Raw genomic sequence first — 14,017 nt, 5'->3', positions numbered from 1 at the left:
TCCCGTAGACTAGGCGGATGCTTTGCGCGCTCCGGCGCGCTCACCGATCATCATCAGCACGGACATCCAGGAGGTTCCCCCATGGCCGGCACCAACGAAGGCATCATCGACCCGCCGATCGACAGCCTGCTCGAGAAGGTCGACTCGAAGTACCAGCTCGTCATCTACGCATCCAAGCGGGCGCGTCAGATCAACGACTACTACTCCGACCTGCACGAGGGCAACCTCTTCGACAACGTCGGGCCGCTCGTCGACTCGACCATCGAGGACAAGCCGCTCACGATCGCGATGCACGAGATCCACGAGGACAAGCTGCGGCTGCGTCACTCGGAGTGATCCTCACCGGGTGACCTGTTTCACCCTGTGAACGAGGGCGGTCGCGATGTCGGCCGCCTTCGTCATACTTGCTGAGTACCGCGACCGAGCCGAGGAGCCACGATGTCCGATCTGCGCCTGTTCACCTCCGAGTCCGTCACCGAGGGCCACCCCGACAAGATCTGCGATCAGATCTCCGACAGCGTGCTCGACGCGATCCTCGCGGCCGACCCGCGCGGCCGCGTCGCCGTCGAGACCCTCGTGACGACCGGGCTCGTGCACGTGGCCGGGGAGGTCTCCACCAGCGCCTACGTCGAGATCCCCGCCATCGTGCGCGACGTGGTGAACCGCATCGGGTACACGTCGAGCGAGACCGGATTCGACGGCGACTCGTGCGGTGTGAGCGTCTCGATCGGCGCCCAGTCCTCGGACATCGCCTTCGGCGTCAACAAGGCGATGGAGCGCCGGGAGGACGGGTCCGAGGACCCGCACGACTTCCAGGGCGCGGGCGACCAGGGCATCATGTTCGGCTACGCGACCACCGAGACGCCGCAGCTCATGCCGATGGCCATCTGGACGGCGCACCGCATGTCCGAGCGCCTCACCGAGGCGCGCCGGTCAGGTGAGCTGCCGTTCCTGCGCCCCGACGGCAAGACCCAGGTGACGCTGGGCTACGACGGTGCCACGCCGCGCACGGTCGAATCGGTCGTCCTGTCCACCCAGCACCACCCGGACATCTCGCAGAAGGCGCTCCGGGCCGCGGTCCGCGCCGAGGTCATCGACCCCGTGCTCGAGGCCACCGGGCTCGAGCTGCCGGACGTCACGTTCTACATCAACCCGGCGGGGCCGTTCGTGACGGGCGGCCCGAAGGGCGACGCCGGGCTGACGGGTCGCAAGATCATCATCGACACGTACGGCGGAGCCGCTCGCCACGGCGGCGGCGCATTCAGCGGAAAGGACCCGTCGAAGGTCGACCGTTCGGCGGCCTACGCCATGCGCTGGGTCGCGAAGAACGCGGTCGCCGCGGGTCTCGCCGATCGCCTCGAGGTGCAGGTCGCGTATGCGATCGGCAAGGCGAAGCCGGTCGGGCTCTACGTCGAGTCGTTCGGCACCGGCCGCGTCAGCGACGAGGTCATCGTGCAGGCGATCCGCGATGTCTTCGATCTGCGCCCGGCGGCGATCATCGAACAGCTCGACCTGCTGCGCCCGATCTATGCGCAGACCGCGGCCTACGGCCACTTCGGGCGCGAGCTCCCCGACTTCACGTGGGAGCGCACCGACCGCGCCGACGATCTGCGTGCAGCCGCCGGGCTCTGACACGGAACCCGCGGACGCTGTGGGCGAGGGGGGTCCGCGCCGCGTGGCGCGGGTGGTCGTCGACTCGCCGCTGCCGCAGCTGGACCGGCTGTTCGACTACGCGATCCCCGACGAGCTCGCCGCGGCCGCGGTGCCGGGCGTCCGGGTCAAGGTTCCGCTGCGCAGCGCCGGCCGGATGCTCGACGCGTTCATCGTCGAGGTCGGGGAAGAGGACGCCGCCGACCGGCCGCTGTCTCCGCTCGACGAGGTGGTCTCGCCGGTCGAGGTCCTTCCGGCGAGTCTCCACACTCTCGTCCGCCGGGTCGCGGACCGTGCGGCCGGCTCGGCGAGCGACATCCTCCGCCTCGTCATCCCGAAGCGGATGGTGCGCGCCGAGAAGGCGTGGCTCGCGCGCGAAGACGACACGGATGCAGACCCCGTCCCCGCGCCCGCGCTCGAGGCGGCGCGCGGCGTGCTCGATGCGTTCCCCACGCTGCGCGAGAAGCTGGCCGCGGGGGAGCGCGTCGCGGTCTCCGCTCCGCCGCGAACCGTTGCGGTGGATGCCGCGCCGGGGGAGGCGCCGCGCACCGTGGGCGCGTGGGCCGTGCTCCTGGCGTCGGCGGCGATCGAGACGCTCGCTGCCGGCCGCAGCGCGGTGCTGGTCGTCCCCGATCATCGGGATCAGGCGCAGCTGGAGGCCGCCCTCGCCGACCGGGTCGACGGCGACTTCCTCGTGCGCGACGACGCCCGCAGATCGGGTCCCGAACGGTACGCCGCCTACCTGCGGGTGCTGTCGCCGCGACCGTGCATCGTGATCGGCAACCGCTCGGCCGTGTACGCGCCGGCGCACGACGTCGGTCTCGTCGCGCTGTGGGACGACTCGGATCCCCTGCTCGCCGAGCCCCTCAGCCCGGGGGTGCACGCGCGCGATGCCGCCCTCGTCCGGCAGGAGCTCGAGGGGTGCGCGCTGCTGTTCGCGGGCCACACCCGGTCGACGGACGTGGAGCGGCTGGTCGGCATCGGCTGGGTCACCGAGGTCCGTGCCGCCCGTCCCGCCCGTCCACGCGTCGTGCTGAGTGCGACGACGGCCGACGACGCGCCCGGCCGCCGCGTTCCGTCGGTGGCCTACGCCGCCGCACGTGAGGCGCTCGCCCACGGCCCGGTGCTGGTGCAGGTCGCCCGCCCCGGGTATGCGCCGTCCCTGGTCTGCGCGGAATGCCGCCGACCGGCGCGCTGCGCGCACTGCGGCGGTCCGCTGCGCGCGAATCGCCGTGGTGCGGTCCCGGTCTGCGGATGGTGCGGGCTGAGCGCCGCGGACTGGCGCTGCCCGCACTGCCGCAGCGACCGGGTGCGGATGGGCTCGTCGGGCAGTGAACGCACCGCGGACGAACTCGGGCGGGCCTTCCCGAACACCCGCGTCATCGTGGCCGACGGCGCGCACCCGGTCGACCAGGTCGACGAGCGCCCCGCCCTGGTCGTCGCGACCCGCGGCGCCGAACCGGTGGCCGTCGGCGGCTACCGGGCTGTTCTCCTCCTCGACGCCGACCGCATGCTGCAGGCGGACGATCTGCGCACGCCCGAGCACTGCCTGCGCTGGTGGTCCAATGCGGCCGCGCTTGCCGCACCGGACGCACCGGTGCACCTGGTGGCGGTCGCCGGTCCCGTCGCCCGGGCGCTGGCGACGTGGTCGCAGCCCGCATACGCGCGAGGGGAGCTCGCCGAACGCGCCCCGCTCCTCATGCCGCCGGTCGCGCGGGTCGCGCGGCTGGAAGGGCCGCTCGCCCAGGTCGACGCCGCGCTCATCGCGCTGCGCAGCGATGTTCCCGACCTGCCCGACGAAGCCGTGCTGGGACCGGTCGCACAGCAGGACGACACGGGCGTCGTCCGCGCCCTCGTGCGATTCGACTACCCGCGCGGGCGCCTCGTCGCCGAGTCGCTGCGCGCCTCCGTGATCCGCGCCGCGCTGCGCACCCGCAGCCGGCCGAAGGCGGCCGGGGGAGCGAGCCGGGCCCCGGGCAATACACTCAGAGTCCGGCTCGACATCCCCGATCCGGAGCTCTAGGCATCCGCCGCCGCCCCTTCCCAACCCGAGGAGTTCGATGCGCCTGGTCTTCGCCGGCACCCCCGTTCCCGCCGTCGCCTCGCTGCGGCGTCTGGCCGCGTCCGCGCATGACGTCGCCGCGGTCGTGACACGCCCGGACGCACCACTGGGGCGCAAGCGGGTCCTCACCCCGTCGCCCGTCGCGGCCGCCGCCGACGACCTCGGGCTGCCGGTGATCCGCGCCGCGCGCCTCGATGCCGCCGCCACTGCGCAGATCACCGAGCTCGAACCCGACCTCGGGGTGATCGTCGCCTATGGCGGGCTGGTGCGCGAGCCGCTGCTGTCAGCGCCGCGGCACGGGTGGATCAATCTGCACTTCTCGCTCCTGCCCGCGTGGCGGGGCGCCGCGCCCGTCCAGCACGCGCTCATCGCGGGCGACCGCGTGACGGGGGCGAGCGTGTTCCAGTTGGTGCCCGAGCTGGATGCCGGAGACGTCTTCGCCGAGCGCGAGTACGCGGTGCCGGAGGCATCCACCGCGGCCGACGTGCTCGCAGCACTGGCCGAGACGGGCGCCGAGCTGCTGGCCGACGTGGTGGACGCGATCGCCGCGGGCACGGCGAGCGCGCGCCCCCAGGTGGGGGAGCCGAGCTACGCGCCCAAGCTCACGATCGACGACGGCGCGCTGGACTGGTCGCTGCCGGCGGCCCGGATCCTCGACCGGTTCAGCGGCGTGACGCCGGAACCCGGCGCGCACACGAGCGTCGCCGGTCAGCGCCTGAAGATCCTCGCCGCCGAGGCCGCACCGGAGGGCGCGGAGTCGCTGCCGCCGGGCCGGATCGCTCAGGTCCGCGGCGGCATCCTCATCGGGTCCGCCACGGCCCCGGTGCTGGTGACGCGCGTCCAGCCCGCAGGCAAGGGCGCCATGGCGGCCGCCGACTGGTGGCGGGGCGCGCGCCTGGACGAAGCGGTGGCCGGCGCATGAGCGTCGCTCCGGCCCGTCGGGTGGCCTACGACACGATCCGGGCGGTGACCGGCTCGGACGCCTACGCGAACCTGCTCCTGCCGAAGTCGATCGCCCGGGCGGGCCTCAGCGGGCCGGATGCCGGCCTCGCCACCGAGCTCACCTACGGAACCCTGCGCCGCATGGGCACGTACGACGCCATCATCGCCGTCGCCGCCGACCGGGAACCGGCCCGCATCGATCCCGCGGTGCTGGACGCGCTGCGCCTTGGTGCGCACCAGCTGCTCGCCACCCGCGTCGCCGCCCACGCCGCCGTCAACGAGACGGTGGAACTGGTCGCGTCGGCGACCCGCGGGCGCGGGCCGGTCGGCTTCGCGAACGCCGTCCTGCGGAGGATCTCGCAGGCGTCGTTCGCGGAGTGGATGGTGCGCGTCACCGAACTCGCCCGTTCGGACGACGAGCGCCTCGGCCTGCGGTCCGCCCACCCGGTGTGGGTGCTGCGCGCGTTTCGCCGGGCCCTTGCCGCGGAGGGACGCGTCGACGAGCTCGACGCGCTCCTCGACGCCGACAACGTCTCACCGCGCGTCACGATGGTGGCGCTGCCGGGGCTGGCCGACATCCCGGCCGACGCAGAGCGGGCACCCTACTCGCCGATCGCGTTCCGCGCCCCGGGCGGCGATCCGCAGCCCATCACCGAGGGATCCGCCGGCCGCCTCCGGGTGCAGGACGAAGGATCCCAGCTCGCCGCCCTGGCGCTGAGCCGTGCGCGGCCGGTGGCCGCCGGCGAGCGGTGGCTCGATCTTTGCGCAGGACCGGGCGGCAAGTCGGCGCTGCTGGCGGCGGAGGCCCTCGCCGGGGGTGCGTCCCTGGAGGCGAACGAGCCGGTTCCCGCCCGGGCGGGGCTGGTCCGGCAGGCCCTCGCCGCGGTGCCGCTGAAGGTCGAGGTGTCCGAGGAGGACGGACGGGAGCGCGCGGCGAACGCCCCGGCCGCCTACGACCGGATCCTCGTCGACGCGCCGTGCACCGGACTCGGTGCGCTGCGCCGCCGGCCGGAGGCGCGCTGGCGCAAGCAGGCATCCGACGTGCGCGACCTGTCCGCGCTGCAGCGCGAGCTGCTGGCCGACGCGCTGAGTGCGGTCAAGCCCGGCGGCATCGTCGCCTACGTCACCTGTTCGCCGCACCTGTCGGAGACGGCGGCCGTGGTCGCCGACGCGATCGACGCCGCCGGGGGAGCCGTGCAGGAGCTGGACGCCCGCGGCGTGCTGCAGGCCGTCGTCCGCGAGCCGCTCGACCTCCCGGTCCCGACGAGCGGTGCGGGGCACGCTCAGCTGTGGCCGCATCGGCACGGGACCGACGCGATGTTCATCTCGCTGCTGCAGCGGGTCCGCTGATCCGCAGCGCGCGGGTCACTGCGTGGGCCAGGTGACCGCCGGCGGCTGCGTGGACATGTCGACCGCGGGGCCGCGCAGGTAGGTGGCGCTGCCGTTCGCGATCTGGCACGTGCCCTTCGCGCCCCCCTTGACGCAGCGCACCGTCACGTTGACCGGCCCGATGGCGTCGGTGGCGAGCTTGACGCCGTCGCTGGCGGCCGCGTTCGGCTTCACGGCGGCAAGCGTCGCCTTCGTCCCGGCCGGCAGCGACCGCTGCACCGTGCCGTCGACGAGGGTGGTCCCGTCGGACAGCTTGGACGGAAGCGTCAGACCGCAACCGGTCTTGAGCTTCTTCGAGGAGATGCAGCCCTTGACGTCCTTGTCGATCGCGAAGCGGTAGCTCTGCAGGCCCGCGGCGGTCAGCTGCGGCTTCGCCGAGGCGAGGCTCACGGAGGTGGCGGCATCCTTGACGGTCACCGTGTCCTGACCGGTCACGGCGAACCCGGGGGTCGTCGTGGTGAGGACGTAGGTGCCGGGGAAGGCGTCGAGTTCGGAGCTTCCGGCGAGCCCCACGCCGTTGACCTGCAGCTTCATGCCGGTGAAGCCGGTGATGGATGCCGTCACCCGACCGGTGCCGTCGGTGATCAGCCAGCTCCCGGCCTTGCTCTTGTGGACGGCGAACTGCGCGGAGACCGGTGTCGCCCCGAGCTTGTAGGTGGCGGAGACGTTCATCGCATCGGCGCTGCCGGCGTCGCCGGTCGGGGTGACGACGGCGATGGCGGTGAGCGGGGCCGCGGTGTTCGAGGACTTCAGCACCGCGTCGGTGAGCAGGGTCCGATCCAGGGTGCTCGCGTCCGACAGCTGCGCGAGCGCACCGCCCGCGTCGGCGGCGGCCACCGCCTTCAGGTACTTGGAGACCGAGGCGGCGGCATCCTCGCGTGCGGCCTGCGCTCGGGCGGAGCCGGACCAGACCACGATCCCGACGATCACGGCGGCGACGACGATCACCGCGGCCACGATGATCGCGATCAGCGCGCCCCGGCTGAGACGACGCCGCGGCTTCGCATCGGCTCCCGCGGGGGGCTCCTCGGCTCCCGCGATGAGCTCTTCGGCTCCGGCCGCGGTCTCGGGTGTCGTCGCGGCGGGCACGCCTTCGGGCGCCGGATTCTCGGTCGGATTCGGTTCGTTCTCGGGGTTCTGGTCGGCTGCGCCGGTCTCGTGGTCCATCGTGCTCGTGCCTCCCGGTCGATGCTGGATGCCTGATCCGACCCTACCCGCGTGCACCTGTGCGCTGGGGGAGAGCCCAGCGGCACCGACATAATGGTGCTGTGGCCGACGACATCCGCATCAATCCGAGCATTCTCGCCGCCGACTTCGTGAACATGCAGTCCGAACTCGCGCGGATCGCGGGTGCGGACTTCGTGCACGTGGACGTCATGGACAACCATTTCGTGCCCAACCTCACGTTCGGCCCGCAGATGGTGGGGCGCATCCAGGAGACGAGTCCGATCCCGCTGGACGTGCACCTGATGATCGCGGACCCGGACCGGTGGGCTCCCGGCTACGCCGAACTCGGAGCCGCGTCGGTGACCTTCCACCTCGAGGCGGCCGCGGAGCCGGTCGCACTCGCCCGGCGTCTACGCGACATCGGCGCGCGCGCCGGCGTCGCAGTCAAGCCCGCGACGCCCGTCGAGAGCCTGTTCGATCTGCTCGACGACTTCGACCAGGTTCTGGTGATGACGGTCGAGCCGGGTTTCGGGGGGCAGTCGTTCATGCCCGAGATGATGCCGAAGCTGCGCCGGCTGGCGGATGAGGCGAAGCGGCGCGGGTCCTCGGTCTGGCTTCAGGTCGACGGCGGGATCGCGCCCGGCACGATCGAGCAGGCCGCCGACGCGGGTGCCGACACGTTCGTCGCCGGGTCGGCGGTCTTCGGCGCCGGGGACCCGGACGCCGCCATCGCGTCGCTGCGTGACGCGGCCGCGGCGCACCGTCACTGACGGAGCCGGTACCCTGGACAGGTGAAGACGTTCGACGAGTTGTTCGCCGAGCTCGCGGTGAAGATCGCAGAGCGACCGGAGGGATCCGGCACTGTTGCAGAGTTCGACGCGGGCGTCCATGCGATCGGCAAGAAGATCGTCGAAGAGGCGGCCGAGGTGTGGATGGCCGCCGAATACGAGTCGACGGATGCCGCGGCCGAGGAGATCTCGCAGCTGCTCTACCATCTGCAGGTGCTCATGCATGCGAAGGGCCTGACCCTCGCCGACGTGTACCGCCACCTGTGAACGCATCCCCACTCTGACCGAAAGACTTCGTCATGCTGCGCATTGCCGTGCCGAACAAGGGCTCGCTCGCCGAGACCGCCGCCCAGATGCTGTCCGAGGCCGGATACACCGGCCGTCGCGACGCGAAAGACCTCTACGTCTCCGATCTCGCGAACGACGTCGAGTTCTTCTACCTTCGTCCCCGTGACATCGCCACCTACGTCGGATCCGGTGCGCTGGATGTCGGGATCACCGGCCGCGACCTCCTGCTGGACGTCCGCGGCCGTGCCCGCGAGATCGAGGCGCTCGGCTTCGCCGGGTCGACGTTCCGGTTCGCCGGCCCTCCCGGGCGCTTCCGCGAGCTGAACGACCTGCAGGGGCTCCGGGTCGCGAGCGCGTACCCCGGCCTGGTGGACGCCTACCTCGACGAGCACGGCATCGGCGTGGACATCGTGCCGCTGGACGGCGCGGTCGAGTCGGCCGTGCAGCTCGGCGTCGCGGATGCCGTGGCCGACGTCGTCTCGACGGGCACCACGCTGCGGCAGGCGGGCCTGGAGATCTTCGGGCCCGTGCTGCTGGAATCCGAGGCGGTGCTGATCCAGGGCCCCCACGAGGCTCCCGGGGTCGACACGTTCCTCCGTCGGCTGCGTGGCGTGATGGTCGCGCGACGGTACGTCATGATCGACTACGACCTGCCGGCGAATCTCGTCGAGCAGGCCGTGGCCATCGCGCCGGGCGTCGAATCGCCCACGATCTCCCCGCTGCGCGACCCGGAGTGGGTCGCCGTGCGGGTGATGTGCGCCCGGGGCGAGGTCAATCACGCGATGGATGCGCTGTACGAGCTCGGCGCGCGCGCGATCCTCGTCACGGCCATCCACAACGCGAGGCTCTGATGTCTCTCGTGACCCGTGTCATCCCGTGCCTCGATGTGGCCGCCGGTCGCGTCGTCAAGGGGGTCAACTTCGAGAACCTGCGCGACATGGGCGATCCCGTCGAGCTGGCGGCGCTGTACTTCGCGCAGGGCGCGGACGAGCTGACCTTCCTCGATGTCACCGCGACGGTCGAGGAGCGTGCGACCACCTACGACGTCGTGCGGCGGACGGCGGAGCAGGTCTTCATCCCGCTCACCGTCGGCGGCGGCATCCGCAGCACCGAGGACGTCGCCCGGCTGCTGTCGGTCGGCGCGGACAAGGTCGGCGTGAACTCTGCCGCGATCGCGCGCCCGGCGCTGATCGACGAGATCGCCGATGCCTTCGGGGCCCAGGTGCTCGTGCTCTCCCTCGACGTGAAGCGGTCGCCGCGCACCGACTCCGGCTTCGTCGTCACCACGCACGGCGGGCGCACCGAGACCGATCTGGATGCGCTGGAGTGGGCCCGTGAGGCCATCGAACGCGGCGCGGGGGAGCTTCTGGTCAACTCCATCGACGCCGACGGCACCAAGGCGGGGTTCGACATCGAGCTCACCGGTCTCATGCGCGAGATCTCCAGCGTGCCGGTGATCGCGTCCGGGGGAGCGGGGGATGTCTCGCACTTCGCGCCCGCGGTGCACGCAGGCGCCGACGCCGTGCTCGCGGCATCGGTCTTCCACTCCGGCCAGATGACGATCGACGACGTGAAGCAGGCGCTTCGCGCGGATGGGATCGAGGTGCGACTGTGACCGCCGATTCTTCTCCGGTCCCTGAGTCCGTCGAAGGGCGCATCGCCCAGGTGTCGTTCAACGACCAGGGGCTCGTCGCGGCGATCGTGCAGCAGTGGGACACTCGCGAGGTGCTCATGCTCGGCTGGATGGACGCCGAGGCGCTGCGGCGCACGCTCACCGAGGGCCGCGTCACGTTCTGGTCGCGTTCCCGGCAGGAGTACTGGCGCAAGGGCGACACGTCCGGGCACATCCAGCTGGTGCGCGGAGCGCGCCTGGACTGCGACGGCGACACCGTCCTGCTGCAGGTCGAGCAGATCGGCGCCGCCTGCCACACCGGCACGCGCACGTGCTTCGACACTGTGGACCTGGAGCCGGCCGTGACGGACGCGACCGCATGATCGCGCGCGCTCGCCTCCTCGCGGTCGTCCTCACCCTCGTCTGCGGCGGACTCGGTGTCATCGCGTCGACGCAGCCCTGGTTCACCGTGCAGCTGAGCGGCGCCGCCGCCCACAGCCTCGCGGTTCCCGGGTCCACTGCCGTCCCCGTGCTCGCACCGCTGAGCCTCGCCGCACTCGCCCTCGGGGCCGCGCTGTCGATCGCCGGAACCGTGCTGCGCATCGTGTTCGGCGCCCTCGAGGTCGCGATCGGCGCGCTGCTGCTGATCGCCACGTGGCCGGTCGCGGTGGACCACCCGGTGAGCGCGGTCGCGCGCGTCGTCACGACGTCGACCGGGATCACCGGCGACGCCTCGGTCGCGGCGCTCATCGCCCGCATCGACGCGTCGGCGTGGCCGTACGTCGCGCTGGTGCTCTGGGTCCTGCTCGTGCTCGTCGGCGTGTTCGTGCTGGCGACCGCTCGCCGCTGGCGCGCCGGCGGACGCCGGTACCGGACGGATGCCGCCCCACGGCCGTCCTCGGGACCGCTCGACGCGGTCGACTCGTGGGACGACCTGTCCCGCGGCGACGACCCCACCGATTCCGGCCGCTGAACCGGCGACGCGATTCGCGCGCCGGGGAGGGGCCGCCTCCACCCGCTAAACTGGCCGCGGGCACATCGCCCGCCAGCCCGGACTTCAAGGAGCCCCATGTCGAACCCCATCGCAGACCCCGGCCACGGACACTCGCCCGCGGCGTGGGCGATGGTCATCATCATGCTCGCCGGCGTCGCCTTCGGCACGCTGTTCTTCTACCTTGAGCTGCCCGCGCTGGTCTGGGCCTCGGTGGTCATCATCGTCATCGGCCCCATCGTCGGGTTCGCCATGAAGAAGGCGGGCTACGGGGTCAACGGTCCGAAGTACCAGCCCAAAGAGCATTGAACCTCCTCGCCGACCTCACGGACGGAGCCGTCGAAGACGCCGCACAGCGTGAGCTGACCCGGCCCCTCGCAGACGTCGAGCGCGCCGCGCTGGCGCAGGTCCCGGCACGCGATGCGCTCGCGTTCCTGGCACCGGGCGAACGCGTCAAGGTGATCGCCGAGGTCAAGCGCGCGAGCCCCTCGCGGGGAGACCTCGCCGGCATCCCGGACCCGGCGCACCTCGCCGCGCTGTACGAGCAGGGCGGCGCCTCGGCGATCTCCGTGCTCACCGAAGGACGCCGGTTCAAGGGGACCCTCGCCGATCTCGAGGCCGTCAAGGCGCGCGTCGGGCTCCCGGTGCTGCGCAAGGACTTCATCGCGACGCCGTATCAGGTGCTGGAGGCCCGCGCCTCCGGCGCCGACCTGGTGCTGCTGATCGTCGCGGCGCTCGACCAGCCGGTGCTCGCGGAGCTGTTCGAACTCATCGGCCAGCTCGGTATGACGGCGCTCGTCGAAGCGCACTCGGCCGACGAGGTCGATCGCGCCGCCGAGCTCGGCGCTCGGCTCATCGGCGTCAACGCCCGCGACCTGACCACCTTCGAGATGGACCGCGACCTGTTCGGCCGCCTCGCCGACCGAATCCCGGCGGATGCCACCAAGGTCGCCGAGTCCGCCGTGCTCGCACCGGCCGACGTCGCTCACTACCGCAGCGCCGGAGCAGATGCCGTTCTCGTCGGTGAGGCGCTCGTGACCGGCGACCCGGTCGCCACACTCCGATCCTTCCTGGAGGCCTGACATGCCACGTACCGAGCGACTGGAGGGAGCCGAAGTGCCGACCGACATCGGTTCGCTGCGCGCTGCACACGGCCCGTTCTACGGCGAGTTCGGCGGGCGCTACATGCCCGAGTCCCTGATCGCCGCGATCGACGAGCTCACCGAGGTGTACGAGCAGGCGATGGCCGATCCCGCATTCCTCGCGGAGTTCCGCCACCTGCTGGACACATACGCCGGACGGCCGTCGATCATCACCGAGGTGCCGCGGTTCGCCGAGCACGCCGGCGGCGCGCGCGTCTTCCTCAAGCGGGAAGACCTCAACCACACCGGTTCCCACAAGATCAACAACGTGCTCGGTCAGGCGCTGCTCACCAAGCGGCTCGGCAAGACGCGTGTGATCGCGGAGACCGGGGCCGGTCAGCACGGCGTGGCCACCGCCACCGCCGCCGCGCTGTTCGGCATGGACTGCACGATCTACATGGGCGAGGTCGACACCGAGCGCCAGGCGCTCAACGTGGCCCGCATGCGGCTCCTCGGCGCCGAGGTCGTGGCGGTCAAGACCGGCTCGCGCACGCTGAAGGACGCCATCAACGACGCCTACCGGGACTGGGTGGCGTCGGTCGAGACGACGAACTACATCTTCGGCACGGCGGCGGGCCCGCACCCGTTCCCGGCGATGGTGCGCGACTTCCAGAAGGTCATCGGCGAAGAGGCGCGCGCGCAGCTGCTCGACGAGGTCGGGCGCCTGCCCGACGCCGTCGTGGCATGCGTGGGCGGCGGCTCGAACGCGATCGGCATGTTCGACGCGTTCCTCGACGACGCCGACGTGAAGCTCTACGGGGTGGAGGCGGCCGGCGACGGCGTCGACACCGACAAGCACGCCGCCTCGATCGAGCGCGGACGCCCCGGCATCCTGCACGGCGCCCGCACCTACGTGCTGCAGGACGAAGACGGCCAGACCATCGAGTCGCACTCGATCTCCGCCGGACTCGACTACCCCGGCGTCGGCCCGGAGCACTCGTGGCTGTCCGCGATCGGGCGCGCCGAGTACATCCCGGCGACCGACGACGAAGCGATGCAGGCCCTGCGCCTCCTCAGCCGCACCGAGGGCATCATCCCGGCGGTCGAATCCGCCCACGCGCTGGCGGGAGCGCTGCGCATCGGGCAGGAGCTCGGACCCGACGGCGTGATCGCCGTCTGCCTGTCCGGCCGCGGCGACAAGGACATGGACACCGCCGCGCGGTATTTCCACCTGTACGACGACGCCGACCAGGGGGCCGGAGCATGAGCCGTATCGCCGACATGCTGGATGCCGTCGAGGCCGAAGGCCGCGGCGCGTTCGTCGGCTACCTGCCGCTCGGGTACCCGGACCTGCGCACCAGCATCGAGGCGGCCGTGACCCTCGCCGAGAACGGGGCCGACATCCTCGAGCTCGGGCCGCCCTACTCCGACCCGGTGATGGACGGCGCGATCATCCAGGAGGCGACGCACACGGCCCTGGCGAACGGCTTCCGGCTGCGCGACCTGTTCCCCGCGGTGAAGGAGATCACCGAGCGCACCGGCGTCCCCGTGCTGGTGATGACGTACTGGAACCCGGTGGTGCAGTACGGCGTGGACCGCTACGCCGACGACCTGGCCGCGGCCGGCGGGGCCGGGCTCATCACGCCCGACATCACGCCGGATGCGGCCGCCGAATGGATCGCCGCCTCCGAGCGCACCGGGCTCGACCGCGTCTTCCTGGCAGCTCCGACCTCCACGGACGAGCGTCTCGACCTGATCGTGCGGGCGAGCACCGGCTTCGTCTACACGGTGTCGACGATGGGCATCACGGGGGAGCGGGCGCAGCTGGATGCCGCGGCCCGCACGCTCGTGGCGCGGCTGCGCGACCACGGGTGCGAGCACGCCTGCGTCGGCATCGGCATCTCCAACGCCGACCAGGTCGCGGGCGTCCTCGACTACGCCGACGGGGCCATCGTCGGAACCGCTCTGGTGCGCGCCCTGCGCGACGGCGGCCTGGACGGCCTGGCGGCCACCGCCCGCGGGCTCGCCGCCGGTACGTCGGCCTGA

At 72.1% G+C, this 14,017-nt stretch carries 16 protein-coding genes; 15 read left to right on the top strand and 1 reads right to left on the bottom strand.

All coding sequences use genetic code 11. The features are described 5' to 3' along the window. Positions 1-81 precede the first annotated feature (81 nt). The 5 genes from rpoZ to LK09_RS05045 all read left to right on the top strand — a co-directional run bounded on the left by rpoZ (position 82) and on the right by LK09_RS05045 (position 6,004). Positions 82-336 (top strand): DNA-directed RNA polymerase subunit omega, encoded by a 255-nt coding sequence (rpoZ, locus tag LK09_RS05065; RefSeq protein WP_039396786.1) that lies wholly within the window; start codon positions 82-84, stop codon positions 334-336. A 102-nt stretch (positions 337-438) separates the two neighbouring features. Next, positions 439-1,632: a methionine adenosyltransferase gene (gene metK / locus LK09_RS05060; protein ID WP_039396783.1), complete on the top strand. Its 1,194-nt coding sequence runs from the start codon at positions 439-441 to the stop codon at positions 1,630-1,632. 43 nt (positions 1,633-1,675) lie between these two features. After that, entirely contained in the window at positions 1,676-3,673 is a 1,998-nt protein-coding gene (locus LK09_RS05055; RefSeq protein ID WP_039398069.1) for a primosomal protein N' family DNA-binding protein, read from the top strand. Between the two features lie 37 nt (positions 3,674-3,710). Further along, complete coding sequence (gene fmt / locus LK09_RS05050) at positions 3,711-4,634, top strand: methionyl-tRNA formyltransferase (protein WP_039396780.1); 924 nt, start codon at positions 3,711-3,713, stop codon at positions 4,632-4,634. Continuing rightward, the gene (locus LK09_RS05045; RefSeq protein ID WP_039396778.1) at positions 4,631-6,004 is read left to right on the top strand and encodes an RsmB/NOP family class I SAM-dependent RNA methyltransferase; all 1,374 of its coding nucleotides are present in this window, start codon (positions 4,631-4,633) and stop codon (positions 6,002-6,004) included. Before fmt ends, LK09_RS05045 begins: the two co-directional genes overlap by 4 nt. A 15-nt stretch (positions 6,005-6,019) precedes the next feature. On the opposite strand, the gene LK09_RS05040 is transcribed toward LK09_RS05045, so the two are convergent. Next, the gene (locus LK09_RS05040; RefSeq protein WP_039396775.1) at positions 6,020-7,210 is read right to left on the bottom strand and encodes a hypothetical protein; all 1,191 of its coding nucleotides are present in this window, start codon (positions 7,208-7,210) and stop codon (positions 6,020-6,022) included. Positions 7,211-7,311: 101 nt separating this feature from the next. On the opposite strand from LK09_RS05040, the gene rpe reads away from it, so the two are divergent. From rpe to trpA, 10 genes are all read left to right on the top strand, one after another. Next, a complete protein-coding gene (gene rpe, locus LK09_RS05035; RefSeq protein WP_039396773.1) occupies positions 7,312-7,980 on the top strand; it encodes a ribulose-phosphate 3-epimerase in 669 nt (222 codons plus the stop codon). Positions 7,981-8,001: 21 nt separating this feature from the next. Continuing rightward, positions 8,002-8,265, top strand: a complete 264-nt coding sequence (locus LK09_RS05030) for a phosphoribosyl-ATP diphosphatase (RefSeq protein ID WP_039396770.1) — start codon at positions 8,002-8,004, stop codon at positions 8,263-8,265. 32 nt (positions 8,266-8,297) lie between these two features. Then, positions 8,298-9,137, top strand: coding sequence for an ATP phosphoribosyltransferase (gene hisG / locus LK09_RS05025; protein ID WP_039396768.1), 840 nt, complete (start codon positions 8,298-8,300; stop codon positions 9,135-9,137). Continuing rightward, positions 9,137-9,901, top strand: a complete 765-nt coding sequence (gene hisF, locus LK09_RS05020; protein ID WP_039396766.1) for an imidazole glycerol phosphate synthase subunit HisF — start codon at positions 9,137-9,139, stop codon at positions 9,899-9,901. The genes hisG and hisF overlap by 1 nt, the downstream gene beginning before the upstream one ends. 41 nt (positions 9,902-9,942) lie before the next feature. Then, complete coding sequence (gene hisI, locus LK09_RS05015) at positions 9,943-10,281, top strand: phosphoribosyl-AMP cyclohydrolase (RefSeq protein WP_407939155.1); 339 nt, start codon at positions 9,943-9,945, stop codon at positions 10,279-10,281. After that, positions 10,278-10,871 (top strand): Trp biosynthesis-associated membrane protein, encoded by a 594-nt coding sequence (locus tag LK09_RS05010; RefSeq protein ID WP_039396761.1) that lies wholly within the window; start codon positions 10,278-10,280, stop codon positions 10,869-10,871. Before hisI ends, LK09_RS05010 begins: the two co-directional genes overlap by 4 nt. Positions 10,872-10,967: 96 nt before the next feature. Beyond that, positions 10,968-11,198 carry a DUF6704 family protein gene (locus tag LK09_RS05005; RefSeq protein WP_039396758.1) on the top strand — a complete coding sequence of 77 codons (231 nt, stop codon included), beginning with the start codon at positions 10,968-10,970 and terminating at the stop codon, positions 11,196-11,198. Then, complete coding sequence (trpC, locus tag LK09_RS05000; RefSeq protein ID WP_039396755.1) at positions 11,195-11,971, top strand: indole-3-glycerol phosphate synthase TrpC; 777 nt, start codon at positions 11,195-11,197, stop codon at positions 11,969-11,971. Before LK09_RS05005 ends, trpC begins: the two co-directional genes overlap by 4 nt. 1 nt (position 11,972) lies before the next feature. Next, the gene (gene trpB / locus LK09_RS04995; RefSeq protein WP_052226429.1) at positions 11,973-13,238 is read left to right on the top strand and encodes a tryptophan synthase subunit beta; all 1,266 of its coding nucleotides are present in this window, start codon (positions 11,973-11,975) and stop codon (positions 13,236-13,238) included. After that, positions 13,235-14,017, top strand: coding sequence for a tryptophan synthase subunit alpha (trpA, locus tag LK09_RS04990; protein WP_039396754.1), 783 nt, complete (start codon positions 13,235-13,237; stop codon positions 14,015-14,017). Before trpB ends, trpA begins: the two co-directional genes overlap by 4 nt.

This window comes from Microbacterium mangrovi (genome assembly GCF_000802305.1).
Classification (GTDB): domain Bacteria; phylum Actinomycetota; class Actinomycetes; order Actinomycetales; family Microbacteriaceae; genus Microbacterium; species Microbacterium mangrovi.
Note: the sequence above shows the minus strand (reverse complement) of the source record. Positions and strands in the feature narration are given on the sequence as shown.